Here is a 25,936-nt window from a genome sequence, read left to right as displayed (position 1 = left end):
CGGCGCGCACTGGCTGTATAACCCAGATAGAGACTAGTGGAGGTGGAAAATGGCATCCCAGGGAAACCGTAATCTTGGTAACGCAAGCAGCTTCGACCAGGCCTGGACCCGCATGTTCGGCGCCGGTCCCGTGCTGCCGAAGGCGAACCGTTGGCTGGTCCTGTCGCTGGCGATTGCGTCTATGTTGGGTGCGGGCGTCGCCATGGCGGCGTGGGAGGTGAATGACTCCAAGACGCAGGCCAAATTGGATAGCAAGCTCGGCAGCAACGGCACTGTGACCGGTCAGCTGAACGATGCAAATACCAAGCTGAGCGTGACCAAACGGCAGTCAGATGCGACGCCGGCCATGGTGGTGGAGCCAAGCGGCGAAGAAAAGCTCGATGCCACAAAGCCGACAGCTACCGTGTTGCCGATGGACAAGCTGTGCACAACCGGCGCAGATACGGCGCTTGGCAGACACCAGCTGGAACTGTGCCAGGAGTTGGCCAAGACCGAGCTGGCCCGTTACCGTTTCTCTCTTCGCATGTTCGAACGCTCGAAGGAGAACTACGATCGGCTCAAGCAAATTCAGGATCGACGCCGCAATCTTGGCTCGAATGACTACGCCAACCTTCAGTACAACACCAACGAGCTGTTGACGCTTACCGCGCTGATGGACAACGACCGTGACCGGTATCAGACGTACATGGCTGCCTACGACGCCCGTGTAGCGCACATCCAAAATATGCAGAGCGCATTGACGCGCAACGCATTCAAGGGCGGCGGCAGCTTGGATCTCTCGGGCTTGCCCGGGATTTCCGGCCTGACGGGCGGCGGCATCTAAAGGAACCAGGAGCTGTTTCATGCCCAATTTCGATCCAACCGGCCTTATTCAATGGGCCTTTTTCTCCATCGTCTTCGAGCTGGTCAACAAGGAAATCGAAGCGTTCCAGGCGGCGATGTTGTTGCGCAGCATGCAGTGGGTCAGCGGAATGGCGCTGACCCTGCTCACGCTGTGGGTGCTCATGCATGGTTTCATGATCATCACAGGGCGTAGCCGCGAATCGCTCATGGCGTTGGTGGTCGGTTCTCTTCGCGCGTTCCTTATCGTGATCGCAGCGACATCCATGTCCTTCGCAGGCACGAACGTCACCAAGTTCCTGACCGACTATCTGCCTACAGAGATCCATCAGGTGGTGACCGGGAAGAACGACAAGGTTGAGGACGCCATCGACGATAACCTGAAGGTCATGGGGTTGATCTTCGCGCTCATGGATGCATTGCCCACCAAGGGTGACGACACCAACGCCAAAGAGCAGGAGAAGGCAACCACCCTGATTGGCGTCGGCATCGCCGGGCCGTCGGTGGTGGGCGGCGCAATGCTGCTCCTTTACAAAATTGCCTTGGTTCTGTTCGTAGGCTTTGCGCCAATCTTCATCCTCTGCCTCCTGTTTGACCAGACCAAGGATCTTTTCAAGCGCTGGCTGCTCTACGGAATCGGCACCATGTTCTCGATGGCGGTCCTGTCGTTTACTGTTTCAGTGGCAACCAAGCTGGTGGCCATATCCGCCGCCATGATGACTGCTTCGTACTATGCGTCCTCTGCCGGTGCCAGTCTGCTGGGCTTCGGCGCGGGTATCAACTCGGCTGCCCTTCAGCAGGGTGGCATCGGTTTGCTGATGTCTGTCCTGATGGTGATGGCTCCGCCGATGGCTGCCATGTTCTTCAATGGCACCCTGGGTTCATTTGCGGCTAATTCGAGCTTCGGTAACTTGGGTCGTAACAGCTCGGGTCAGCGTTCCGACTTCCAGCAGGATTTCGTGGGTTCGGACAAGTTGAATCAGGGCTCGCAGAGCGATAGCAATTCGAAATTCAGGAAGTGAGGGTCACTTCCTGATCGACTTCCACCTGGCGCCACTGATAATCGCAGTCGCTGATGTCTCCGCTGGAGCGTGTTAGATGAACATTGCAACCAGAGTCTTTGTTTTCGTTGGGATGGCGTTATCAATCGACACAGCACTTGCCCAGCAACCCCAGCCGGGTTCAGTGGAGTACAACACGGTCTACCTTCCAGCACACGGCGTCGGGGACACTCGGCGCCCCAACCCTGGGAATCGTTGGGGGGCAGTAGCCACTGGTAGAGGCGCAGTGCTTGGCTTTATGGTGGGTGCCAAGTCGGAGAGTGAGGCCAAGAGAGCAGCACTCAGTGACTGCGCCGCCGCCGGTGGCAAGGAATGTCTGGTGGAAGAGACCTTCGTCAATTCCTGTGCGGTCGTTACGATGAATTCCAGCCAGTTCTCCTGGTCTACCGCCGATCCGGAGAAGCATTCAGCGGAATGGCTCAGGACGCGAGCACTTGGTAAGTGCGGAACGGACGATTGCAAGATCATTCGCGAGGGTTGTGCCAGTCCGGTGCGCTAATCGCAGAGGCGGGCACGGAAGCGTGTTCTGGGCGCAGCTCTCTATAAGCGATGAGCGATGGACGCCTTGCATTGGACGACATTAGGGCCGCTCTTCCGGTCCTAGTGCTCCGCATCATCAGGTTTACTCAACACGCGATGCTGTGAACATTTGGAGGTATGTCTTATCTGCCTCGCACCGAAGTTCAAAGTGGGCAGTGAGAGCCTCTCCCTACGCCACTCAGTTCCTGCCGCCGTGCCGAAGGTGTGAGGTGGCGATCTGGCGCCCTGTCCGCGAGTTGCGCGGCGTCTATGTAGGCGCGGGGAGCACACATCGATCATATGGGCGCTTCAGGCGCAAGCGCAGATACTGGTGCAAAGCTTCCAGATGGGCAGTCAATGGAGACGTGCACGCTGCTCACTGCCTTTCTGCGGAGAGACAAGGCGGACGGCTGCTTCATCATGGGCGCGGAGTTCGATGACGCCTGCGTCACGCCTCTGCTACCAGCGGGCGCGAGTCCTCCGTTGCCTTTGTCAGTGCATATGCCGTCGTGGCGACCAGCTCCAGGATGCCTTCCCGGGCTAAGCAGGTTCGGCGAGAATCGGCAGAAACTCTGCTGGCAAGAGCACTGAGAGGGTGGGGCTACGCTGGGTGCATGAAGTCCTTACTGTCCGCGGAGCCGGTTGAGCGCGGGAAATGACCAAGATGCCTTGGTGGCTCACCGCGTAACGGTGGCAGTACGTTGGCAACGGGACTGCTATCACTCTGCATTCAAGGACGCTGCATATGAAATGGAATTTCGCACTTCTTTTCGCGGGTATCGTGCTATTTCACCCCGCCGAGGTTTTCCCCTAGGAGCCCAGCTTCCGCAAGGGCGTCAGTTCCGCTGCGGTGCAGCAGGGCGGGGCTGTTGATGTCGGTGCTGATGGCCATGTCCATGCCGATGGCGGTGATGCTCTTCAACTGCACGTTGGGTTCATTTGCCGCTAGCTCTAGCTTCGTTAGTGCTGCTCGGAACAGATGTAACTACACGCCGGATAGGGCCGAGGTAGGATATCTCCGTGCAGCGATTCCGTGTTTCGTATCAAGGTAAGGCTCTTCCCTAGACCAAGGAAACATGCTTTTCCGAGTGCGGTGAGGCACACTGCAGAATCATTCGTGAGGCGTGTTCGCTGCCGGGGCGCTGAGTTCAGTCGCGGTCGGGATGCGCGGATGCGATAGGATGCGGGAAGGAAGGCTGATAACAAGGTCCAGCCTTTGGGTGGGACTTTCGCTTGAAGGTTCCGCTTGACGAGGGACTTCTTCTATTTGAGAGAAGCTGATGAGATCGGTCCTGTTCAGTGGTGCGGCGCTTCTGTTGGTCGGTGCCATTCAGGCTCCTGCTGGCGCACAGCAGCCTGGCTCAGTCGAATACAACACTGTGTATTTGCCTGGCCATGGTGCAGGGGACGTGGTGGCTACCTCTGCGTTGGATAGATGGGGAGCAATTGCTACCGGGAAGGGCGACGCGCTCGGATTTGTTGTAGGTGCGCGCTCTGAAAAGGAGGCAAGGGCTAACGCGATCAAGGAATGCTCCTCTGGCGGCGCGGAGAGCTGTGAGGTGGAGGACGTCTTCATTAATGTGTGCATCGCCGTTGCCAGCAGTCCGAGCGCGAACTATTGGTCTAGTGGGTCTCCAAACCGAAACACTGCTAAAGCACTGAGGGAACGGGCGCTGAAAGGCTGCGGAGAGAAAGACTGTAGGATCATCCGTGAGGGCTGTGCTTACGAGTTCTGACTAAGAGACCGAGTGGGTGTTCGTCCATCTAATAGCTTTGCACCGACTTTCAGGCCGGTGATAGGGCGGCATTGGCGGTCCTCGCGTGATCTCCTTCGCCGCCATTGCACATGGTCGTCAGCCAGGTGCCGTTGAATACAACGCCTTGTTCCTTCCCGCACTCGGATGGGGCGGTGTGTGGCGCGCCCGGCCGATCAACCGGCGCGGCGTGGTCGCGACCGGCAAGCGAGCAACACATGGGATCGCCGTCGGTCTTGGCTCGAATCGGCGGCAGAGGCGGCGGCCATCGAGGACTGCGTGAAGGATGGGACGGAAGGGGGCGAGTCCTCCGTTACCTTTGTCAGTGCATATGGGGTCGTGGCGACCAGCTCCTGGACGTAGGCCCGGGCCAAGCAGATCCGGCGAAACAATCGGCAGAAACCTTGCGCGCAAGAGCGTTAAGAAGGTGCGGCTACGCTGGGTGCGCGATATCCCCTACGGGTACACAGAGCCGGTTGAGCGCTCTACGGACTCAAGAAGCCTCGGTGGCTCACCGCGCAGCGGTCGCAGTAGACTGTCAACGGGACTGCTATCCACTCTGCACTCAAGGACGCTGCATATGAAATGGAATGTCGCACTTCTTTTCGCGGGTATCGCGCTGTTTCCCTCCGCTGACGTCTTCGCCCAGCAGCCCGGCTCGGTCCAGTACAACACGGTGACGCTGCCGGCGATGATGGCGGCCCAGCGCTCCGGGCGCCTGGCGCCTCCGTCCGACCGCTGGGGGGCCATTGCCATCGGCGAAGGCCAGGCCTACGGCTGGATGGACAAGGCCGGTAGCGAGGACGAGGCCAAGGCCGCGGCATTGACCGATTGTCGGGCCAAGGGCGGCGGTGACTGCGTCGTAGAGACGGTGTTCGCCAATGCCTGCGCGGTGCTCGCCGCCGGCAGTGCGGGCCACATCATCGCCAGCGCACCGCCGGCCGAGCGCACGCTGGACAAGACCACCAAGCGCGCCCTGCGTCGTTGCGGCCCCGACTGCAAGGTCGTCCGCGAGGGCTGCGCACTGCCCGGCGGTTGATCCCGGTCGCCGGTGAGCGAGCCCGGGCGGCCTTCGCCCGGCCCCGGCGGGGCGTTTTCGAGGGGCTTGGCCTCGCCCGTTCCCTTGGGGTAAGCTGGGTCCTCAACACGAAGGCGGGGCCATGCCCCGATGCACTTTCGAATTGACCGCCCTGTAAAAGACTCAAGGATTGAGTCCGGTTGACGTCAAACGGCCCTTCGGCCGTCACTCACCTCTGGAGCCAATGATGGCTGTTACATGCGTGGTTGGGGATTTTCTCGATATTACTGAAAGGCCGGCGCCGGATTGGCCTGGCCTCGATTTGCTGCGCCCATCACATTTTCATATGCCCGCACCGCGGGATCATCGGCGCTGCACGGCGCCGTTTGGGGACGGTCGTGCGTTCCCGTCGCCCAGCATGACGCAGCCTCATCCGTGGCATTACGCCTACGGTGGGTCGCACGAGCGCGTGCTGTCATCACAAGGTCATCACGCCTCGCCATGAGTATGCCGATCATCGAGAAATCGTCACGATCGTCACGCCTGCGGCTGCACCAGTTCGCCGTGGCATGTGCCTTGATCGTTCCCATCGCCGCCTGTTCCGGGCAAAACAACACGGTCGTTCCCATGAATGCATCGCTGCAGACTTCCCCCGACGCTCCGCCGTTGCGTAAGCTCAATCCGGCCCCTCGACGCGCCTTCGAGGTGCGGGTGGTGCTGGACGGGGCGCCGGGTCCTTTCACGCGTGTCAGCGCGGTGGCCCAGTACGACGTCAGCAACGAGGCCGAGTGCGGCAAGAAGGACGAGCTGGCCGGGGTCTTCCTCAGCATCACCAGCAACGAAACCGTCAGCCTGACGCGCGTATCCGATACCGAATATGCCGGCACGGTATATGCCGACGGCATCGTCGATGAGGACTATTACGGACGAGGGGTCTGTCATTGGGAGCTGACCGAGGCGCGCGTTGTGCTGCAGGCCGGCAAGGATGAGGCCGATACGCGCTTCGTCGCCGATCTGCCGGCCGCCTCGATCCTGGGCCAGGGCAGCCGCACCAAGCATTTCTGGACGGGCTATTACCCGCGTGCGGAGATGCCGGGGTTCCGTGAGTTCGGCAACACCGACCTGAAGACCGCGCAGGGCCGACAGGCCGCGGATCAGCGCGATGCCTTCTTCAGCATCACCGTGACGGCCAAGGAGACAACCAAATGACGGTTCCCTCCCAGGAGTATGCGGGGCTGGCGGCGCATTCCTACCAGGATCTGAAGGTCGGGCAGCGCGGTCCGAACGACGAAGAGAAGGTTGTCATCGATGGCACGCAGTACCGTGTCGTCGAGCATGCCAATAATCCCAACACCGGTTACCAGGGCACGATCTACCAGAAGGTGGACTCCGGTGAAATCGTGGTGGCGCACCGCGGCACCGAGGAAGTCTGGAAAGACGGCATCGTGGCCGACGGTTCGATGGTGCTGTCGCGAACCAACCCGCAGGCCGACGATGCGATCGCATTGACCGGCCGGGCGCTGCACTATGCGCGCACCTACAGCAGCGTCAATCCGCCGGAAGTGACCGTGACCGGTCATTCGCTGGGTGGCACGCTGGCCCAGGTGAGTGCGCACCACTACGACCTGCGCGGTGAAACCTTCAATGCGTACGGCGCGGGCAGCCTGGACCGACGCATTCCCGAGGGCCCCAACGATCGCATGGTGAATCATGTGATGGCCGCCGACGTGGTGAGCGCCGCCAGTGGCCATTACGGTGAGGTCCGCACCTACGCGTCCGAGAAGGAAATCTCGGTGCTGCGCCAGTCGGGTTATCACGACAACCGGTTCGTGGATTTCATCACGCCCGACCTGCCGGTCGTGGCGGCCGCGCGGTCGATGGGGTCGCACAGCATGCACAACTTCCTGCCGGTGGATGGCGACGGCAAGCCGGACAAGTCCGTGCTGCAGGACCCGGCCGCGCAGGCACGCGCCGAGGACCACAAGGACGCCATCGACAACTACCGCGGCGATGTGGAACGGTTGCGCAGGGTGGTGACCATCGGCGCACGCGGGCCGATAGGCGCGATCGAGGATGTGGTCGACCACGTGCGCGGGCCGGTCAAGGCCGGTGAGCCGGCGCGCCAGCAGCAGGAGCGGGAGGCGCAGACCACTGGCCGGCCCCTGTCCGAGCGGGCGCCCGACGCCGCGACCCCGACGCGCGAAGGAGGCGGGGCGGGGCGGGATAATGTGTCGCGGTTGCTGGATGCCGCCCGGGGCGGCAACGCCGAAGACCTGCGTGCGGCCACGGCCAGCCTGCAGAACTCCGAGGCCGGCCAGGCCTGGCAGCAGCGCGTGGACGCGCAGGTGCAGGCGGCGACCCAGCGAGACGCGGCCCAGCACGCTCCGCCACCGTCGCAGGACGCGGCCCGCTTCGCCTGAGGCGCGGGACCACCCATGCGGCACGTATCGATGGAGGATGCATGAGACAGGCAAAATTGGCGTTGTTGGCGATGGTCATTGGTATGCTTGCCGGCTGCGGCCAGCAGGATGGCGACGCGGCGACACGCACGTCAGGGACGGCTGTCGGAGCACAGCCCGCCGTGGAACAGCAAAAGGACCCAGGTATGACCGCGCTCAAACCGCCTTCTCCCGATAGCATTCTGTATGTCATCTACCAGCGCGACGGCGATGGTGCGTTCACGTACGAAGTGGATGGCGGCGTCATCGTGAGTTACTGGTATGGCTATGCTTTCGATTTGAAGGGCAAGCATTACTTCACCGGGTTCGCCACCCGTACCGAAGGCACCGAGGGGCCGGAGGCGGAGGGCGGGCTGATGGAGCCGGGCCACGTGGCGATCTCGCAGGCGACCTTCGTCCAGGGCGGCGATGCCGCCAAGCCGGTGTGGTCGCAGCTGGATACCGACGGTTACGTGGGCGAGTTCGGGGCCAACGACCAGGGCGACCCGGTCGATACCACGCGCAAGGCGCAGTCGCACGCCACCGACGACGGCCGGCTGGTGCTGGCGGTGCCGACGCGCCGGTTTGCCGACGGCGTGGCCACGGCCTCCTTTGCCCTGTTCCTGTTCGACCCGGCCAACGTGGACGACCTGTCGTTCCGCCGCTGGGGCTACCTGGGCAGCATCGCGGCCGGCAGCGACAATTCGGCCGCCTGCGACGATGGCAAGGTCATGCCGTGTGCCGTCAGCACCGGCGAGCTGACCTTCGGCGCGCCGGGCGCGTCCGGGCTGCCCGCCCTGAAGGTGGGGCTGGCCGGCAAGGCGATCTCGGGCCCCGGCACGCTGCGTGACCTTGGGCCGGCCGATGCCCTGACCTATACTTTTAACGCGAAGGCGGGGCGTTACCAGCCCTGATAAACTTTCGAGTTGACCGCTCTGTAAATGACTCATGGATCGAGTCCGGTTGACGTCCTGCGGCCCACGGCCGCACTTCATCTGAGGAGCCAATGATGGCCAGCACGAATGACAGAGGCGAGATTCTCGACGTAATCGAGCGTCAGGCAGAGCGCAGTGGTATTCCGCGGGAAGACTTCCTGCGGTTTGCGTATATCGAAACCGGCGGCAACTTCAACGCCACGGCGCACAACACCGGCAGCGGGGCGAAGGGCCTGTTCCAGTTCGTGCCCAGCACGGCGGCCGAGTTCGGCCTGACCGGGCGTGAGTTCGATCCCGCCGCCAATACCGAGGCGGCCGCGGCCCTGTACGCGCGCAACCGGACCCAGATCGTGGACCGCCAGGCCCAGACCGGGCATTCCTTCCTGTCCGGCGCCGAGCAGCCCAACGGCCTGGACATGTACCTGGCGCACCAGCAGGGCGGCGGTGGCTATGCGTCTATCCAGCGTGCGATCGCCACCGGCGAGTTTTCCCGTGACGATACCCGGGCCAATATCCTGGGCAATATCAGCTCGCGTGATTTCGAGCGCGTGACCGGCCAGCCGTTCGCGGGCGTCCGCGACATGAACGACCGCGACCTGGCCACCTCCTTCACCCAGTACTGGAATGCCAAGTACGCCGCGATCGAGATTGCCGACCGCGGCATCACCGCCTCGGCGGTGGCGCCCGCCGCGCGTGCCGCGGCAGTGGCCGCGCCGCTGGCCGATGGCGTGCTGCAACGTGGCGAGCGTGGCGAGGAGGTGCGGGCACTGCAGGAATCGCTCAACCAGATGGGCTTCCGTGACGCCCAGGGCAATGCGCTGGAAACCGGCAGCGGCATCTATGGCCAGCACACCGCCGAAGCGGTGCGCAGCTTCCAGGCCGCCAATGCGCTGGATCCCAGTGGCAAGGCCGATGCGGCCACCCGCGAGGCACTGGCGGCGCAGCAGGCGCGGCCGGAGAACGAGCGCAACCGGCCGGCCGAACCGGAGCGGGCGGCGGGTATCGCCTGGCCGGCGCCGGGCAATGAGCGCATCAACGAGGCCGACAAGCCGCGCGAAGGCCGGGGCGAGTTCGGCACGGCGCGCAGTGGCGGGCGCACCCACGGTGGCATCGACATCCAGGGGGACGTCGGCGATCCGATTGCCGCCTTCGCCGGTGGCAAGGTCACGGTGACGCCCAACAACGGCGCGGCCGGCAATACCGTGCGGATCCAGCACGACGATGGTTCGATGACCAAGTACTTCCACCTGGACCAGATCTCGGTGCGTAATGGCGACCGCGTCGAGGCGGGGCAGCAGATCGCCACGATGGGGCGCAGCGGCAACACGCCGGCCAAGGGCGACACCCACCTGCATTTCGAGCTGTGGCGCGACGGTCGCAAGGTCGACCCGCTGCCCGAACTGCGCGGCAGCGAGCGGGGCGCGGCCCACGAAGGCGGCGCGCGACCGGCGGCCAGTGCGACGCAGATCCTGCGTGTCGGCGCCCAGGGGGCCGGGGTGACGGCGCTGCAGGAGCAGCTCAACGCCTTGGGCTACAAGGATGCCGCAGGCAATGCCCTGGCCAATGATGGGCATTTCGGCCCGGCCACGCGCGATGCCCTGCTGGGCCTGCAGCGGGCGCAGGGGATCAAGGCCGACGGTATCGCCGGGCCGCAGACCTGGGGCAAACTATCCGAACTGTCGCGCGAGGCGGGCAAGGCCGGGGAGGCCCCGTCGGCGCCCGACAAGGCACGGGAGGAGGGCGGTTCGTCCAGCTTTGTCGAGCGGATGTTCGCGGCCGTACGCAATCCTGAAAGTGGCTCGGTGCAGAAGGTCATCGATGAGTTCGCCTCGACGATGAAGAACCCGCAGTGGGACAAGCCGGCGCCGCCGATGGAACAGGCGCCCCCGACCGAGCCGTCCAAGGGCTCCTCGGACCCGCAGCGCTGAGCCAGTCATCACCCCTGCCGGGCGCGGGTTCGGCAGGGGTGCGGTACTTCGGCAGGGGTGCGGTACTTCGGTGGGGGCCGAAACGGCGTGTGTGTGTAGACAGTGGTAACGCAATTGGCTTTATCATCCAACCAGGCGTTCAGCCGTAATTTGAGACCAGTGCGCAATGGCGCGCTGTAGAGAGGGAACTTCATGAAGATTATCTTCAAGATCGGTCTGGTCGTCTTGGTGCTGCTGAGCTTCAGGCTCGATGCGCAGCAGGGCTATTACGGGAAACTGACCTATCGTTACAACGATCCTTTCCTGTTCTGCACCAAGGGGCAGGACAGGAAGATGAACCCGGCGCCGTGCTGGATTCCGATGTATCCCTATACGGGCGCCTTCATGTTGATGCCGTACTGCCGGCCGCCGAATCCGTATGGCAAGGATTGGAGTCAGGATGACACCAAGTCCTACCAGGAGTACCTGACGACCTGTCGTCACGCGATGTCCTCCGGGCGCTGGAAGGGTCCGGGTCAAGCCGAGACGTCCCCCTTCCAGCACTGAGGGGGATTCAAGCCCGTGCCGTGGTGCGTGTAGGCATCAGCCGGGGCACTTTCCCTGGCTTGTACTCGCAGCGCGGGTAACTCGAGCAGGACTCGAACGCCCCGTACCTGCCGGTGCGGGGCACGATCACACCGACCCCGCATGCGGGGCAGGGCGTGTCGCTGACGGCGTGCCCGTCCAGCGACGTTACCGTGACCGCACCGACCTGGACCAGTTCGGCCAGGAACGGCGAGCGCCGTCCGCGTACGCTGAACATGGCCACCGAGCGCCGCGCGCGGGTAAGCGCTACATAGAACAGTCGACGCTCTTCGCCGAGGGGATAGGCATCGCCATGCGGCATCGCCAGTGACAGCACCGGGTCATCGGCACGCGTACTGGGGAAGCTGCGGTCGAGCATGCCGGGCAGGATGACGTAGTCGGCCTCGGCGCCCTTGGCGCGATGTGCGGTGAGGAAGGTCACCTCCATGCAGTGGCCATGCCGCGCCTTCCAGTCGGTGGGCACGTAGGCACGGTCGGCGTTGTAGCGGCCCAGCACGAACACCCGCAGCCTGCCGTCGCGCCCCGGTGCCGCTGCGCCGCTATCCAACTGCTGCTGCAACTGCGTCAGATACTGCGCCACCGCATCGCGCAGCTGGTCGCGCGAGCCCACCTGGAAGGCGCGCAGTGCCGCGCCCTGTTGCGGCGCGCGCGATTGCACGCGCTTGCGGATCTGCGCCGGGTTGCGCGACACGAACGCGCTGGAAACATCGCACAGCGCCTGCGGGCAGCGGAAGGTCTGCTCCAGCTTCAGTACCTGGCCGTGGCCGAAGTAGTCGGCAAAGCCGGTCATCACCGAGACATCGGCACCGGCGAAGCGGTTGATCGACTGCCAGTCATCGCCCACCGCGAACAGGTACCGACCCGGGGCCTGGACCAGGGCCCGGCACAGGCGCGCCCGCGCCCGCGAGGCATCCTGGAATTCATCGGCCATGACCAGCGTGTAGGGCGGCACGTAGCGCCCCTGCTCGACGTGCTCGGCGGCCTGGTTGAGCATGTCCTCGAAATCGATCGCATGCTCGGCCGCCAGCGCGTCGTCCCAAGCCTGCAGGATCGGCGCCGCCAGCTGCAGGAACAACCGATAGCGGTGCTTGAACCGGTCCTCGGGCAGGGCCTGCAGGCGCGCGGCCATGTCCTCGGTAGAGAGCGCATTGCTCTTGGCGTGGCTGATGAAGGTGCGCACCAGGGCGATCAGTTCGGCATCGGGCATCGGCCGCGCACCGCCTTCGGGCAGTTCGCGGTCCGGGTTGGGGTCCAGCACGATGCCGCGCGCCGAGAGCGCCTCGCCCAGGATGTCGAACAGGGCGCCGCTGCGCAGCTGCCGGGCGCAGGTGTGGAGCAGGCCGGCGGCGTGCCGTGGCGGCTGGCCGGCACCCGACGCGGGCTCCTCCTCGCCGCTGGCGAGGTGCACGTGCTGCAGACCGGTGCAAGGGTAGCGGAACATCGCGGGCGGCTGGCTATAGGTGTCGGCGGACGGGTCCAGATGTCCCGGGCGCTCGTAGGCGTACGCCACGCCGGTGTAGAACAGCCAGTCGGCGATCACGCACGTGTCGATGTCGGGGACCCGCTCGCCGTTGAGCGTGTGCAGGTAGTGCCTGCCGTCGGCTTCCCAGCCATCGGCCGGGGTGGGCTCACCCGCGGTCGGCAGATCACGCCCGAACACCAGCCGGAACATGTCCCACTGGGTGCGGAAGGCATGCGAGCGGTCCTTGAGGACGTCGATCAGCTCGGCCAGCCTGTGGAAGCCCAGGCTGGCATCGACTGCCCAGTCCGGCACGTCCGGCAGGCGCCCCGTGGCCTTGCCGATGATCTGCCGGCCCAGCGCGTGGAAGGTCCTGGCCTGCACCTGCACGCCCTGCATGCCGAGCCGCTGCAGCGCTGCGTCGGTGCGCTGTTGCAGTTCGGTGGCCGCCTCGCGGTTGAACGCGAGCAGGACGATGTGGTCGGGCGCGACCAGGCCGCGGTCGATCGCATAGGCAGCCTTGGCCACCATCGTGGACGTCTTGCCGGAGCCGGCCGCGGCCACGACCTGCACGCGGTTGTCGAAGCAGAGCACCGCGTGCCGTTGTTCGTCGGTGAGCGGTTGCCGCTCGACGCGGTCGAGCAGGTCGCGGCTGTGCAGCAGTTCGCGCTGCAGGTGGGCGGCGTTGCGTGCGTCCCACAGGGCCGTCCAGTCCTGCGCATGGCGGAGCAGCTCGGCTTCGATCCGCGAGGCCTCCCCCGGCAGCTGGGCACGCAGGTCCGGGTCGTCGAACACCGCCCACAGCGCATCCTCGCCCAGTGGCAGCGTCGGGCGCTGCTGCAACAGTGCGCGTTGCTGCTCGGAGGTGAACCAGTGCCCTTCGGCGTCGGCCTGGTCGAGCGCGGCGTCGGCCTGCGCCAGCCAGGCGCGTATCGCCAGGAGCGCGGCCTCGGCATCGAGCAGGCGTTGATCCTGCGCGCGGGCCTGCTCGAGGTCCCGCAGCGCCTGGCGAAGGCTGCGGGCCTGCCGGTTGGGCAGCCCGTCCAGGCGCACTGCATCGGGTTGGCCGGGAAACAGCACCAGGCCGGTCCACACCAGGCCGCGCCGCACCTGCAGCGACGGCGGCGCGGTGATCGGCACGGGTAGCACGCGATCGTCGATGTGCAGCTCGATCTGCGCCCCCACCCGTCGCAGTTGCCAGTACGGCGTACGCGTGAAGCGGCGGCCCCAGTGCGAAGGGGTCCAGTGGTGCGTCATCGGGAGTTTCCAGGCGGCGGTCGACGCTGCTGGGCAGCGCGATGGTGGGTCAGCCGGCCATGATAGGAAAAACCCGACGCGTTGGCTGCCTCAGGATTCGCAGGCGGCCGGTCGAGTCCGCGCCTGCCGGCCCACCAGCACCGCCACGCCCCACAGCAGCAGGCCGCCCAGCGCGGTGGCCGCACCGACGTAACCGGTGGTGGCCGGGCTGAAGCCGGCGCCGATCGCCATGCCGCCCAGCCACGGCCCCAGCGCGTTGGCGGTGTTGAAGGCAGCGTGGTTGGACGCCGCCGCCAGGGTCTGCGCTTCGCCGGCCACGTCCATCAGGCGGGTCTGCAACACGGCCGCCAGCGCACCCATGGTGCCGACGGCGATGATCATCGGGAACAGGCTCCACACCGACTGCGCCGCCAGCGGGTAGGCCAGCAGCACCACGATGGACCACACCAGCACCACGGCGGCGGCACGGAAGTGGAAGCGGTCCACCAGCCAGCCGCCGGCGACGTTGCCGATGATCGCGCCGATGCCGAAGATGCCCACGGCCAGTGGCATCCAGGATTCAGCCAGGCCGGTCACCTGGACCAGGGTCGGGGCCAGGTAGGTGAACACGCAGAACATGCCGGCGAAGCCGACCGAGCCGATCGCCAGCGCCAGCCACACCTGGGGGCGGTTGAAGGCACGCAGTTCGCGCATCGGCGAGGTGCGCACTTCGTCCGGATCCGGCAACAGGTAGCGGGCGATCATCGCCACGGTGGCGACGGCCAGCACGCTGACCAGGGCGAACGCGGTACGCCAGCTGAGCTGCTGGCCCAGCCACGTGGTGAGGGGGTTGCCGACCAGGATCGCCACCGACAGGCCGAGCAGGACCTTGGACATGGCCGCTCCACGTTGCGCCGGCGGGCTGATCGCCGCGGCCACCAGCATCGCCACGCCAAAGTAGGCGCCGTGCGGCAGGCCGGCGACGAAGCGGGCCAGCAGCATGGTGCTGTAGTTGGGGGCCAGCGCACTGGCCAGGTTGCCCACCGCGTAGAAGCCCATCAGCGCCAGCAGCAGGCTGCGGCGCGCGTAACCGGCGCCGGCGAAGGCCAGCACCGGTGCGCCGACGACCACGCCGATCGCATAGGCGCTGATCAAGTGGCCAACCTGGGTTTCGCTGATCGACAGGCCGCGGCTGATTTCCAGCATCAGCCCCATGCTGGCGAACTCGCTCGTGCCGATGGCAAAACCGCCCAGCGACAGGGCCAGCAGGATGAAGGTGCGCTCGCGCGAAGACAGGCGCGAAGCCAAGGGGGCGTGGGAGGGGCTCATGCGACGGCGTTGGATCAGGGAACGGGGCATTGTACTGTTGCGGCGCAGCAAAACGGCGTATCCAGCGACTGACGGCGTAGGACGCTGTGGTGCGCCGCGCCCGCGTGAACGCGCGATCACGTGCTGTCTCACGCATTGGTGGGACAGTGGTCGCCATCCGGCACGACACGACAGGTACTCGCCGCCGCGCCACGCCGTCACGCCACCCAGGATCACGATGTACACAGGCACTGATTTTCCCAGCGTCATCGGCGTCGACCTGCCTAGCCTGCGTGACGGGCCCGCAAAACGGGGCGGGTGATCGTGAGCGCATTCCTGGACGCCGTTCCGACCGGGGCGTGGATGCGGGTGTTGGACCGGCTGGCCTGGCCCTCGCTACGCCTTGACCATGGGGTGGAGCACTTGCGCCTGGTCGGGCAGGGCATTCACTTCGTGGGAGACATCCGCAACGGCCGCGAGTTGTCGGCAGCGGTGGGCGCGCTGTTCGACCGGGTCACGGCCGAGGTCCTGGCGTCGCGCATCGCGGCACTGGAGAACCCGGACGATGAGGCATGGGCCGGCCGGCCGACCGGACGCTGCGCTGCACGCATCGCGCGACCCGCGGCTGGCCGATGTCGCCGCGTTGCTGGCATTGCCGGCGGTCCCGGCAGTGCTGGGCATGGCCAGCCGGATGACCGGAATGCGTTTCGTTGCGGTGGCGCGGGTGACTGCCGAGCGCTGGACGGCGTGTGCGGTGCACGACCTGCTCGGGTTCGGGCTGGCGCCGGGGCAGGACCTGGTGCTGGAAACCACCCTCTGCGACGAAATCCGCCAGCACCAGCAGACCGTGCAGTTCGACCAGGCCAGCCTGCATCCGGTGTTCTCCAGCCACCCGACACCGGCCCTGTACGGGTTCGAAAGCTACCTGTCGGTGCCGATGTTCCGCCGTGATGGCAGCCCGTTTGGCACGATGTGCGCGCTGGACCCGCAGCCGTCGCAGCTGGATGCGGTCAGCGTGCGCTGTTTCGAGGTGCTGGCCGCCTGGTGGGGGCGCAACTGGAACTGGACGAACGCCAGGCTCCAGGCGAAGACCGGTCGCCGCAGACCATCCGTGCCGCCCTCGATGCGGTGGCCGAACAGGCCGCGCGCATCGCCGCCGAGGCGGCACCGTCATCGGCGCTGCAGCAGACCGCGCAGCAGCGGATCCGTGCATTGAGCATCCTGCCCGCTTGAGCCGCCCGCTTCAGGGATAGCGGCGAGCCATCAGCACCGGTGGCGGGGCAGGCGTGTCGGGCAACGCCGGGCGCGGCCCGTGCGCAAGCAGTTCGTTGGTCTTTTTCTGCTCGGCGAGGATGTCGCGCAGCAGGTCCTTGATGCCAAAGATCACGAACGGGACAACCAGCCACACCAGGCCGATCACGGCTGCCAGCACCGCCCACACCACACTCACCATCGTCATCACGTTGCGTCCTGCAGTCGATGCGGGCACTCGCCCGCGGTGCCCGGCAGGGTAGCGATGATCGAGGTCAGTGGCTACCGTCAACCCGCGCAAATCGCGGGCGCATCACACCGTCCACGTTCACCTGCTCACAGAACATGGCGTAGGGGCGCACCCACACGCCGACGTCGCTGTCCAGGGGGCGATAGAGCACCAGCGGCTCGAGGGTCTCGCTGTGTCGGACGACCCCGAGCACTTCATAGTTGCCGCCCTTGAAATGCCGGTAGTGACCGGTGGCGATGACCGGAAGCGGGGACAGCCCGTGCATGGGTCAGGGCGCCGGGGCCGGGGCCTGCAGCAGCGCCACCAGCTGGCGCAGCCGATACGGCTTGGGCAGGAATTCCACATGCGCCGGCAGCGGCGGCAGCTGCGAGCGCGCGTAGCCGGACGCCAGGATCATCCGTGCCTGCGGCAGGGCTTCGGCGACGTGGGCGCTGAGTTCCACCCCGCTCATGCCGTTGGGCATGCTGATATCGCTGAACACCACGTCGAAGCCACCCGGTTCGCGCAGCAGCTGCACCGCGGTCGGGCCGTCATCGGCGGTATGGATCTCGATACCGAAATCCTGCAGCGCCTGGCCAATGAGTTCACGCAGATCCTGCTGGTCTTCGACCATCAATACGCGGAGGGGCTCAGGCATGTTCGACTTCCTCTATGGCGGGTAACAACAAACGGACAGTGGTGCCGCGCCCCGGCGCGGTCTGTACATCGACAAAGCCATCGCACTGCGAGACGAAGCCGAACACCTGGCTCAGGCCCAGACCGCTGCCCTTGCCGATTTCCTTGGTGGTGAAAAAGGGCTCGCTGGCACGCTCGGCAACGTCCGGCGGCATGCCGGCGCCTTCGTCGGTCACCGTGATGGCGACATAGCGACGGAGGGTAGGCTGGGCCGCGTCCGGGGCGAGGCGCTGTTCGAGACAGGCGGTGATGGTCACCGTGCCGCCTTGCGGCATCGCCTCGCAGCTGTTGAGCACCAGGTTGAGCACGGCGCTGTGCAACTGTACGCCATCGGTGGCGATCGGCGGTAGCTCCGGCGGCAGTTCCACCCGCATCCGCACAGTCTGCGGGCAGACCCGCTGCAGCGAGGGCAGCGCTTCGTCCAGCAGCTGCGGCACGCTGACCGGCTCGCGCACCAGGGTCTGGTCGGCGGAGAAGGCCAACAGCTGCCGGGTGAGCAACGAGCCGCGGTCGGCGGCGGCCTGCGCCAGCTCGATCAGGTCCAGCGTACGCGCATCGGCGCCCGGGCGCAGGGCGATCAGGTCCAGGGCATTGCCCACGGTGGTAAGCAGGTTGTTGAATTCATGCGCCAGGCCCCGGGTCAGCCGGCCCACGCCCTCGAAACGCTGCAGGTGCTGGCGCGCACGCTGGGCGTCCTGCAGCAGGCATTGGGCCTGGTAGCGTTCGGTGATGTCCTGGGTGACCTTGACGAAACCCAGCAGCGCGCCGTGTTCGCGAACCGCCTCGATCACCACGCTGGCCCGGAAGCGCTCGCCGTTGCGGCGCACGCGCCAGCCTTCGCCGACCAGCCGGCCCTGGTCGCGCGCGCGGTCCAGGGTCTGCTGCGGCAGGCCCTGGCGCTGTTCTTCGGGGCTGTAGAAGATCGAGACGTGCTGGCCGATGACTTCCTCGGCCGTGTAGCCGTTGACCCGCTCGCCGCCGCGGTTCCAGCTGCAGATGCGGCCGTCCGGGTCGAGCAGGTAGATCGCATGGTCGGAGACATGGTCCATCAACAGCTTCAACTGCCGGCTTTCATCGACAAGCGGCGCCACGCTGGATACGACCTCGGCCACGACGGTAATGCACTCCCCTATAAGGGGCCGAACCGTAGGGGCGATGGTGTGAAGAACGTGTAAAGAGGGGCGAAAGGGGCTGACCAATGGCGGATAACACTGCTTTTTGGGTTCAGGTACCATCGGCCCCCTTTTGAGCTGGAATTCCGCATGAATGCTGCGCCGACCGCTCGCGACCGCTGGATATGGGCCGTCTCTGCCGCCCTGATGGCGCTCACGCTGTGCCTGGAGATGGTGGTCCCGCTGGGCTATGCGGTGTGGCTGACCTATTTCATGGCGGTCGGGGTCACCCTGTTCCAGCGACGCCTGGCGGTGCCGATGCTGGTGGCGCTGGCCTCGTGCGTGCTGCTGATGGTGGGCTACAACGTGGCCCCGTCCAGCACCAATTCGGCGTTCTCGTTCGTGAACCGCAGCATCGGCGGGGTGTCCTTCATCCTGATGGCGCTGACGGTGATGAAGGCGATCCAGTCGCGCCGCGTGGCGGCCGACGCGCTGTGGCTGCAGGAGGGCGAAAACGCGGTCACGGTGAGCCTGCGTGGCGACCCGGAGCCGCAGGTGCTGGCCGACGCGGCGATGCGTGCGTTGTGTGCCCAGCTCGGGGCCGAAGTGGGTGCGCTGTACCGGCTGCAGGGCGATCGCCTGGTGCTGATGGGCGGGGCCGCGCTGCCGGCCCAGCTGTCCGAGACCTTGCCTGCCGCCGCCGGGCAGTGGGGTGAGGTACTGCGCGCAGGCATGCCGCGCCGGCTGGAGGATGACCAGTCGCCGCTGGACATCGATACGCCGCTGGGCCGCAGCGTGGTGCGCCAGCGCCTGCTGGGCCCGATCACGGCCGATGGGGTGGTGATGGGCGTGGTCGAACTCGGGCGTGCCGGGGTGTCGCCGGCGCGCGCGCTGGAGCTGGACCTGCTGCTGCAGTGCGCCGAACCGATCGGCGTGGCGATGCGCGCGGCGCTGATGCGTGCCCAACTGGTGGAGTTGCTGGAGGAAACCCAGCGCCAGAGCGAGGAGCTGCAGACCCAGCAGGAAGAGCTGCGCGTGGCCAACGAGGAACTGGAGGAACAGAGCCGCAGCCTGCTGCACTCCCAGGCCAACCTGGAACAGCAGCAGGCCGAGCTGGAACAGATCAATGTCCAGCTTGAAGAGCGCACCCATGAACTGGAAGCGCGGCAGCAGGCGCTGCTGCTGGCGCAGGCGCAACTGGTGCAGAACAGCAACGAGCTGGAAGCCAGTTCGCGCTACAAGTCCGAATTCCTGGCCAACATGTCGCACGAGCTGCGCACCCCGCTCAACAGCGCGCTGATCCTGGCCAAGCTGCTGGCCGACAACAAGGACGGGACCCTTACCGCCGAGCAGGTCAAGTACGCCCAGGCCATCCATTCGTCCAACAACGACCTGCTGGCCCTGATCAACGACATCCTGGACCTGTCGCGGATCGAGGCCGGCCACGTCGAACTGGTGGAAGAGGACCTGGCCGTGGCGAGCGTGCTGCAGCGCCTGAAGGACACCTTCGAGCCGATGGCCGCGCAGAAGGGTCTGCAGCTGGAGATCGGTCGCGAGGCCGACGCGCCCGCGCACCTGGTCGCCGACAGCCAGCGCCTGCAGCAGATCCTGAAGAACCTGTTGGCCAATGCGGTCAAGTTCACCGAGCACGGCAGCGTGTCGCTCAAGGTGCGCAGCGCCGGGGCAGGGCGGGTGCAGTTCGTGGTCAGCGATACCGGCATCGGCATCGCCGAGGAACAGACCGCGGTGATCTTCGAGGCCTTCCGCCAGGCCGACGGCAGTACGCGCCGGCGGTACGGCGGCACGGGCCTGGGCCTGTCGATCTCGCGCGACCTGGCCCTGCGCATGGGCGGCGGCATCAGCGTCTCCAGCGAGCCGGGGCGCGGCAGCTGCTTCATCCTCGAGCTGCCGCTGCTGGCCCATGGCGGCGCCGCACCGCCGCCCAGCCCGGCGCCGGACGTGCGCCCGGCCCCCTTGGCGCCGGCGGTGCCGTTCAACGGCGGCCGCGCGCATGGCCAGGCACCGGTTGCGGCGGTCGCGCCGCCAGCCCTGCAGCGGGTGGCCGACGACCGCGGCCAGCGCAGCCGCGCCGGGCGGATGATCCTGGTGGTGGAGGACGACGTTTCGTTTGCCGAGGCATTGGTGGCGATGGCGCACGAGCTGGACTTCGACTGCGTGGTCGCCGGGACTGCCGAGGAGGCGCTGGGCCTGGCCGTCGAACTGCGCCCGAACGGCATCCTGCTCGACATCGGCCTGCCCGACGTGTCCGGGCTGAGCGTGCTGGAACGGCTCAAGCGCGATCCGGCCACGCGGCATATCCCGGTGCACGTGGTGTCCGGGCTGGAGCGCTCGCAGGTGGCCATGGAACTGGGCGCAATCGGCTACGTGATCAAGCCGGCCACCCGCGAGCGCCTGGTCGGGGCCATCCAGCAACTGGAGGCCACCAGCCAGCGCGACGTGCGCCGCCTGTTGATCGTCGAGGACGACAGCGAGCTGCGCACGAACCTGCAGTTGCTGCTGGGCCGCGACCAGCTCGAAATCACCGGCGTGGGCACCATCGCCGAGGCGATGGACGCGCTGGCCGGGTCCACCTTCGACTGCATGGTCACCGACCTGACCCTGCCCGACGGCACCGGTTATGACCTGCTCGAACGCATGGCCGGCAACGACGCCGTGGCGTTCCCGCCGGTCATCGTCTACACCGGGCGCGCGCTGACCCGCGACGAAGAACAGCGCCTGCGCCGCTATTCCAAGAGCATCATCATCAAGGGCGCGCGCTCGCCCGAGCGCCTGCTCGACGAGGTGACCCTGTTCCTGCACAGCGTGGAGGCGTCCCTGCCCAGCGACCAGCAGCGCCTGCTGCGCGAAGCGCGCCGCCGCGATGCGGTGCTGGATGGGCGCACGGTGCTGCTGGCCGAGGACGACGTGCGCAACATCTTCGCCCTGTCCAGCGTGCTCGAGCCGCTGGGGGTCACCCTGGAGATCGCGCGCAACGGCCGCGAGGCGCTGGACAAGCTGCGCCCGGAGATCGACCTGGTGCTGATGGACATCATGATGCCGGAGATGGACGGGCTGACCGCCATGCGCGAGATCCGCGCCGACAACCGCTGGCGCGACCTGCCGATCATCGCGTTGACGGCCAAGGCCATGCCCGACGACCGCGAACACTGCCTGCAGGCCGGTGCCAACGACTACATCGCCAAGCCCATCGACGTGGACAAGCTGGTCTCGCTGTGCCGTGTGTGGTGCTCGCGTCGATGAACGACACCGAGCTGTACGACCTGGAACTGCGCCTGCTGCTGGAGGCGGTGTACCAGCGTTACCACTACGATTTCCGTGATTACGCGATGGCCTCGCTGCGGCGGCGCATGCGCCACGCCATGGCGCGCTTCGACTGCGCCACCATGGGCGAGCTGCAGCACCGGCTGCTGCACGAGCCGGACACCTTCGCCCAGGCCATGCAGTATTTCACCGTGCAGGTCTCGGAGATGTTCCGTGACCCGGGCTATTTCAAGGTGCTGCGCGAGCACGCCATGCCGGTGCTGCGCACCTATCCGTCGATCAAACTGTGGATCGCCGGGTGCAGTACCGGTGAGGAGGTGTGGTCGCTGGCGATCGTGCTGCAGGAGGAGGGCCTGCTGGACCGCGCCATCATCTATGCCACCGACATCAACCCGGAGGCATTGCAGGCGGCCGAATCCGGCGCGTTCGCGCTGGACCGCATGGCGCAGTTCAGCCGCAACTACATCGCCGCTGGCGGCACCGGCTCGTTGTCGGACTACTACAGCAGCGGCTACGGCAGCGTGGTGTTCGATCGCCGCCTGAAACGCAATATCGTCTTCGCGGACCACAGCCTGGCCACCGATACGGTGTTCTCCGAGGTCCACCTGGTGTCCTGCCGCAACGTGCTGATCTACTTCCAGCGCGCCCTGCAGGACCGCGCCATCGGCCTGTTTCACGAGGCCCTGGTGCACCGGGGGTTCCTCGGCCTGGGCAGCAAGGAATCGCTGCAGTTCGGCGACCATGCGAGCGCCTTCGAAGCTTGCGCACGCGAACAGCGCCTCTACCGGAAGGTCGCCTGATGGATACCGCGCCGGATCGCCGTCGATTCGAGCTGATCGTGATCGGCGCATCGGCCGGTGGGGTCAGCGCCCTGCAGGCGCTGCTGGCAGCCGTGCCGGCCGGGCTGGCCATGCCGATCCTGGTGGTGCTGCACCTGCCGCGCGACCGTCCCAGCCGCATCGCCGACCTGCTCGACCTGCGCTGCCCGCTGCCGGTGCGCGAAGCCGAGGACAAGCAGCCGCTGCAGGATGGCACGGTCACCTTCGCACCACCGGATTACCACCTGCTGGTCGAGGACCGGCATACCCTCGCATTGTCCATCGACCCCCCGGTGCTGTATTCGCGCCCGGCGATCGACCCGCTGTTTGAAAGCGCAGCCGAGGTGTTCGGCGCCGGCGTGCTGGCGATCCTGCTCACCGGCGCCAGCAGCGATGGCAGCGAAGGGGTCGCCGCGGTCCGGCGGGCCGGCGGGCAGGCCTGGATCCAGTCGCCCGACGATGCCTATTCCTCCTTGATGCCCGCCTCCGCCCTGGCCCACGCCGGTGCCGATGCGGTGCTTCCGCTTTCCTCCCTGTGCGTGCACATGAAAGGCCTTGAACGATGAACCTGATCGACCCCGCCGGGGCGACCGCCGACGAGTGCGTGAACCTGCTGATCGTCGATGACGTGCCGCAGAACCTGGTGGCGATGGAGGCGCTGCTGCGCCGTGACGGGTTGAACATCCTGTGCGCCGCTTCCGGCGCCGAGGCCCTGGAGCTGCTGCTGCAACACGAAGTGGCGTTGGCGCTGCTGGACGTGCACATGCCCGAGATCGACGGCTTCTCGCTGGCCGAGCTGATGCGCGGCTCGCAGCGCAGCCGCGACGTGCCGATCATCTTCCTGACCGCCTCGCCGAACGACCCGGTGCGCGCGTTCAAGGGCTATGAGAGCGGCGCGGTGGATTTCCTGCACAAGCCGATCGAGCCGCAGGTGATTACCAGCAAGGTCAACGTCTTCATCGAGCTGTACCAGCAGAAGCAATTGTTGAAGACGCGCAACCAGGCCCTGGAGCGCGCGCTCAACCTCAACGAAACCATGATGGCGGTGCTCACCCACGACCTGCGCACGCCGCTGGCCTCGATCCTGCTGTGCGCCGACAAACTTGCCCTGGACCTGCCGGCCGACCCGGCCGTGCAGCGCACCCTCGGCCATCTTGAAAGCAGTGCCCAGCGCATGGCGCGGATGGTGGAACAGTTGCTGGACTTCTCCAAAATCCGCACCGGCGGACTGCGCCTGCATCACGACGACTGCGACGTAGGCGAGGTCGCTGCCACGGTGGTGGCCGAGATCGCGCGGGCGCATCCGCAGGCGCGGATCGAGCTGCAGATGGACGGCGACACCTCCCTGCAGGGCGACCCGGACCGGTTGGCCCAGCTGCTGTCCAACCTGGTCGGCAATGCGGTACTGCACGGGGGCGATGCGCCGGTGCATGTGCAGTTGCGCGGTGTCGCCAATGGGCCCTTGCACCTGGCCGTACGCAACGCCGGCAGGATCCCCGATGAACTGCTGCCACGGCTGTTCGAGCCGTTCAAGGCCAGTTTCCACGACAGCCGTGGACTGGGCCTTGGGTTGTTCATCGCCAGCGAGTTCGCCCGTGCCCACGGCGGCACGCTGGTGGCGCGCAACCTCGACGGCGAGGTGGTGCTGGAAACCGCGCTGCAGCGTCGGGTGCGCTGAGCGCCGATGCCCGGCCGGCCGACGCGGGGCCGGGCCCGGGGGCGTTGACGGCTGGCGGGGTGCGTTAAACTGGCGCCCTTGCGGCCCTCGCCATTGCCGGCCGCCCGCTGGAGTTCCAATGCCTTCATCCGTGCGCAAGACCCCCCCGCTGATCGATGCCCAGGTCCACGTGGAGGGGTTCGTGCAGGTGCGCGAAGCGCGCCGCTCGGAACTGGTGGAAGACTACGTGGAGCTGATCGCCGACCTGATCGCCGACGGCCGCGAGGCCCGCCAGGTGGATATCGCCACCCGCCTCGGGGTGGCGCAGCCGACCGTGGCCAAGGCGCTCAAGCGCCTGGTGAAGGAGGGCTGGGCGGTGCAGCGGCCATATCGGGGGGTGTTCCTGACTCCGGCCGGGGAGGCGCTGGCGGTGGAAATGCGGGCCCGCCACCAGACCGTGGAGCGCTTCCTGCTGGCGCTGGGCGTGGACGCCGACTCGGCGCGTCGCGACGCCGAGGGCATCGAGCACCATGTGAGCGAGGCCACCCTGGCCGCGTTCGAGGCGTTCGTCCGCAAGGCCGACGGCCATGGTTGAGTCTGTAGCCAGCCCGCCGCCGCTGGGCGTGCCGGTCCACGACCGGGACGAGCACTGGATGCGGCATGCGCTGGCGCTGGCCGAGCGCGCCGAGCGCGAGTTCAACGAGATCCCGGTGGGTGCCGTGCTGGTGGGGGCCGACGGCCAGGTGCTGGGCGAGGGCTGGAACCTCAACATCGCCGACCACGATCCCAGCGCGCATGCCGAGATCGTGGCGATGCGCCAGGCGGGCAGGGCCGTCGGCAACCATCGGCTGCTCGGCAGCACGCTGTACGTGACCCTGGAGCCCTGCGCGATGTGCGCGATGGCCGTCGTGCATGCCCGCGTGGCGCGCGTGGTCTACGCGGCCAGCGATCCCAAGACCGGTGCCTGCGGCAGCGTGTTCGATTTGCTGGGCGATCCGCGCCACAACCATCGCGTGGAGATCCATGGCGGGGTATTGGCCAAGGATGCCAGCACGCGGCTGACCAATTATTTCCGCGCCAAGCGCGGCAAGCCGCCGCTGCTGCTGGAATAGCACCGTCGCAACGGCCGGGTGACGTCGGGGCGGTATCATGTCGACCCTACTCATCCCGGTCGGCGCCCGCGGCGCCGTCCCTTGCACAAGGCGTAGACATGGCTGACAACGGCGCAGAAGGCGAACGACTGATCTGGATCGACCTGGAAATGACCGGTCTGGATACCGACAACGACGCGATCATCGAGATCGCCACCGTGGTCACCGATGCGCAGTTGAACGTGCTCGCCGAAGGCCCCGAGTTCGCCATCCACCATCCGGTCGAACGCCTGGAGGCGATGGACGAGTGGAATCGCACCCAGCATCGCCGTTCCGGCCTGTGGCAGCGCGTGGTCGAGAGCACGGTGACGCTGGGCCAGGCCGAGGCGCAGACGGTGAACTTCCTGGCCCAGTGGATCAAGGCCGGCGCCTCGCCGATGTGCGGCAACTCGATCTGCCAGGACCGCCGCTTCCTGCACCGCGAGATGCCGCGCCTGGAGAAGTACTTCCACTACCGCAACCTGGACGTGTCCACGGTGAAGGAACTGGCCAGGCGCTGGGCACCCGGCGTGGCCGCCGGGGTGGGCAAGACCGCCAGCCACACCGCGCTGAGCGACGTGCACGATTCCATCGAGGAGCTGCGCCACTACCGCCAGTTCATGGGCGCGCTGTCGGGGCTGCCGGGCTGACCGACCCCGCGCCGGCCGCCGGCGGGCACG

The 25,936-nt window shown here is 66.5% G+C and carries 25 protein-coding genes; 18 read left to right on the top strand and 7 right to left on the bottom strand.

The window, feature by feature from the left end:
• Positions 1-49: 49 nt before the first annotated feature.
• The 3 genes from AC1DGC_RS00250 (at position 50) to AC1DGC_RS00240 (ending at position 2,400) form a co-directional block, all read left to right on the top strand.
• On the top strand, positions 50-823 hold the full coding sequence (locus AC1DGC_RS00250; protein ID WP_478046955.1) for a hypothetical protein: 774 nt from the start codon (positions 50-52) through the stop codon (positions 821-823).
• 19 nt (positions 824-842) lie between these two features.
• Positions 843-1,862, top strand: a complete 1,020-nt coding sequence (locus AC1DGC_RS00245; RefSeq protein ID WP_394163532.1) for a TrbL/VirB6 family protein — start codon at positions 843-845, stop codon at positions 1,860-1,862.
• A 76-nt stretch (positions 1,863-1,938) separates the two neighbouring features.
• Complete coding sequence (locus AC1DGC_RS00240) at positions 1,939-2,400, top strand: DUF4189 domain-containing protein (RefSeq protein ID WP_394163534.1); 462 nt, start codon at positions 1,939-1,941, stop codon at positions 2,398-2,400.
• An 804-nt stretch (positions 2,401-3,204) separates the two neighbouring features.
• Here AC1DGC_RS00240 and AC1DGC_RS00235 read toward each other — a convergent pair.
• Positions 3,205-3,348, bottom strand: coding sequence for a hypothetical protein (locus tag AC1DGC_RS00235; protein WP_394163536.1), 144 nt, complete (start codon positions 3,346-3,348; stop codon positions 3,205-3,207).
• Between the two features lie 352 nt (positions 3,349-3,700).
• Between AC1DGC_RS00235 and AC1DGC_RS00230 the strand changes: the two genes are divergently transcribed.
• The 7 genes from AC1DGC_RS00230 (at position 3,701) to AC1DGC_RS00200 (ending at position 11,039) form a co-directional block, all read left to right on the top strand.
• A complete protein-coding gene (locus AC1DGC_RS00230; RefSeq protein WP_394163538.1) occupies positions 3,701-4,156 on the top strand; it encodes a DUF4189 domain-containing protein in 456 nt (151 codons plus the stop codon).
• Between the two features lie 598 nt (positions 4,157-4,754).
• Positions 4,755-5,213: a DUF4189 domain-containing protein gene (locus AC1DGC_RS00225; RefSeq protein WP_478046954.1), complete on the top strand. Its 459-nt coding sequence runs from the start codon at positions 4,755-4,757 to the stop codon at positions 5,211-5,213.
• Between the two features lie 480 nt (positions 5,214-5,693).
• On the top strand, positions 5,694-6,401 hold the full coding sequence (locus AC1DGC_RS00220) for a hypothetical protein (RefSeq protein ID WP_478046953.1): 708 nt from the start codon (positions 5,694-5,696) through the stop codon (positions 6,399-6,401).
• On the top strand, positions 6,398-7,612 hold the full coding sequence (locus AC1DGC_RS00215; RefSeq protein WP_449334483.1) for a Tle-like phospholipase domain-containing protein: 1,215 nt from the start codon (positions 6,398-6,400) through the stop codon (positions 7,610-7,612). The genes AC1DGC_RS00220 and AC1DGC_RS00215 overlap by 4 nt, the downstream gene beginning before the upstream one ends.
• 185 nt (positions 7,613-7,797) lie before the next feature.
• A complete protein-coding gene (locus tag AC1DGC_RS00210) occupies positions 7,798-8,544 on the top strand; it encodes a hypothetical protein (protein WP_478046952.1) in 747 nt (248 codons plus the stop codon).
• Between the two features lie 95 nt (positions 8,545-8,639).
• Positions 8,640-10,493, top strand: coding sequence for a peptidoglycan-binding protein (locus AC1DGC_RS00205; RefSeq protein WP_478046951.1), 1,854 nt, complete (start codon positions 8,640-8,642; stop codon positions 10,491-10,493).
• A 192-nt stretch (positions 10,494-10,685) separates the two neighbouring features.
• On the top strand, positions 10,686-11,039 hold the full coding sequence (locus AC1DGC_RS00200; RefSeq protein WP_478046950.1) for a hypothetical protein: 354 nt from the start codon (positions 10,686-10,688) through the stop codon (positions 11,037-11,039).
• 7 nt (positions 11,040-11,046) lie between these two features.
• Here AC1DGC_RS00200 and AC1DGC_RS00195 read toward each other — a convergent pair whose 3' ends face one another.
• Together AC1DGC_RS00195 and AC1DGC_RS00190 are read right to left on the bottom strand one after the other, a co-directional pair.
• Entirely contained in the window at positions 11,047-13,794 is a 2,748-nt protein-coding gene (locus tag AC1DGC_RS00195) for a UvrD-helicase domain-containing protein (protein ID WP_478046949.1), read from the bottom strand.
• 90 nt (positions 13,795-13,884) lie between these two features.
• Positions 13,885-15,102 (bottom strand): MFS transporter, encoded by a 1,218-nt coding sequence (locus AC1DGC_RS00190; protein ID WP_478046948.1) that lies wholly within the window; start codon positions 15,100-15,102, stop codon positions 13,885-13,887.
• Between the two features lie 544 nt (positions 15,103-15,646).
• Between AC1DGC_RS00190 and AC1DGC_RS00185 the strand changes: the two genes are divergently transcribed.
• Positions 15,647-16,297 carry a GAF domain-containing protein gene (locus AC1DGC_RS00185; protein WP_478046947.1) on the top strand — a complete coding sequence of 217 codons (651 nt, stop codon included), beginning with the start codon at positions 15,647-15,649 and terminating at the stop codon, positions 16,295-16,297.
• A 27-nt stretch (positions 16,298-16,324) separates the two neighbouring features.
• On the opposite strand, the gene AC1DGC_RS00180 is transcribed toward AC1DGC_RS00185, so the two are convergent.
• The 4 genes from AC1DGC_RS00180 to AC1DGC_RS00165 form a co-directional block, all read right to left on the bottom strand.
• Entirely contained in the window at positions 16,325-16,540 is a 216-nt protein-coding gene (locus AC1DGC_RS00180; RefSeq protein ID WP_478046946.1) for a hypothetical protein, read from the bottom strand.
• A 67-nt stretch (positions 16,541-16,607) separates the two neighbouring features.
• A complete protein-coding gene (locus tag AC1DGC_RS00175) occupies positions 16,608-16,847 on the bottom strand; it encodes a DUF1653 domain-containing protein (protein ID WP_394163558.1) in 240 nt (79 codons plus the stop codon).
• Between the two features lie 3 nt (positions 16,848-16,850).
• A complete protein-coding gene (locus AC1DGC_RS00170; protein WP_478046945.1) occupies positions 16,851-17,219 on the bottom strand; it encodes a response regulator in 369 nt (122 codons plus the stop codon).
• Positions 17,212-18,369 (bottom strand): two-component system sensor histidine kinase NtrB, encoded by a 1,158-nt coding sequence (locus AC1DGC_RS00165; RefSeq protein ID WP_259202998.1) that lies wholly within the window; start codon positions 18,367-18,369, stop codon positions 17,212-17,214. The genes AC1DGC_RS00170 and AC1DGC_RS00165 overlap by 8 nt, the downstream gene beginning before the upstream one ends.
• Before the next feature lie 150 nt (positions 18,370-18,519).
• Here AC1DGC_RS00165 and AC1DGC_RS00160 point away from each other — a divergent pair, with 150 nt between their 5' ends.
• The 7 genes from AC1DGC_RS00160 to orn all read left to right on the top strand — a co-directional run bounded on the left by AC1DGC_RS00160 (position 18,520) and on the right by orn (position 25,906).
• A complete protein-coding gene (locus tag AC1DGC_RS00160; protein WP_478046944.1) occupies positions 18,520-21,630 on the top strand; it encodes a response regulator in 3,111 nt (1,036 codons plus the stop codon).
• Positions 21,603-22,451, top strand: a complete 849-nt coding sequence (locus tag AC1DGC_RS00155; RefSeq protein WP_259202996.1) for a CheR family methyltransferase — start codon at positions 21,603-21,605, stop codon at positions 22,449-22,451. Before AC1DGC_RS00160 ends, AC1DGC_RS00155 begins: the two co-directional genes overlap by 28 nt.
• Positions 22,451-23,035: a chemotaxis protein CheB gene (locus AC1DGC_RS00150; protein WP_478046943.1), complete on the top strand. Its 585-nt coding sequence runs from the start codon at positions 22,451-22,453 to the stop codon at positions 23,033-23,035. The genes AC1DGC_RS00155 and AC1DGC_RS00150 overlap by 1 nt, the downstream gene beginning before the upstream one ends.
• On the top strand, positions 23,032-24,147 hold the full coding sequence (locus AC1DGC_RS00145) for a hybrid sensor histidine kinase/response regulator (RefSeq protein ID WP_478046942.1): 1,116 nt from the start codon (positions 23,032-23,034) through the stop codon (positions 24,145-24,147). The genes AC1DGC_RS00150 and AC1DGC_RS00145 overlap by 4 nt, the downstream gene beginning before the upstream one ends.
• Positions 24,148-24,265: 118 nt before the next feature.
• The gene (gene mntR, locus AC1DGC_RS00140; RefSeq protein WP_259202993.1) at positions 24,266-24,721 is read left to right on the top strand and encodes a manganese-binding transcriptional regulator MntR; all 456 of its coding nucleotides are present in this window, start codon (positions 24,266-24,268) and stop codon (positions 24,719-24,721) included.
• Positions 24,714-25,238, top strand: a complete 525-nt coding sequence (gene tadA / locus AC1DGC_RS00135; protein WP_394163568.1) for a tRNA adenosine(34) deaminase TadA — start codon at positions 24,714-24,716, stop codon at positions 25,236-25,238. The genes mntR and tadA overlap by 8 nt, the downstream gene beginning before the upstream one ends.
• A gap of 98 nt (positions 25,239-25,336) precedes the next feature.
• Positions 25,337-25,906: an oligoribonuclease gene (orn, locus tag AC1DGC_RS00130; RefSeq protein WP_259202991.1), complete on the top strand. Its 570-nt coding sequence runs from the start codon at positions 25,337-25,339 to the stop codon at positions 25,904-25,906.
• The last annotated feature ends 30 nt before the right edge of the window (positions 25,907-25,936 follow it).

This window comes from Stenotrophomonas sp. 05N37, from assembly GCF_056397365.1.
Note: the sequence above shows the minus strand (reverse complement) of the source record. Positions and strands in the feature narration are given on the sequence as shown.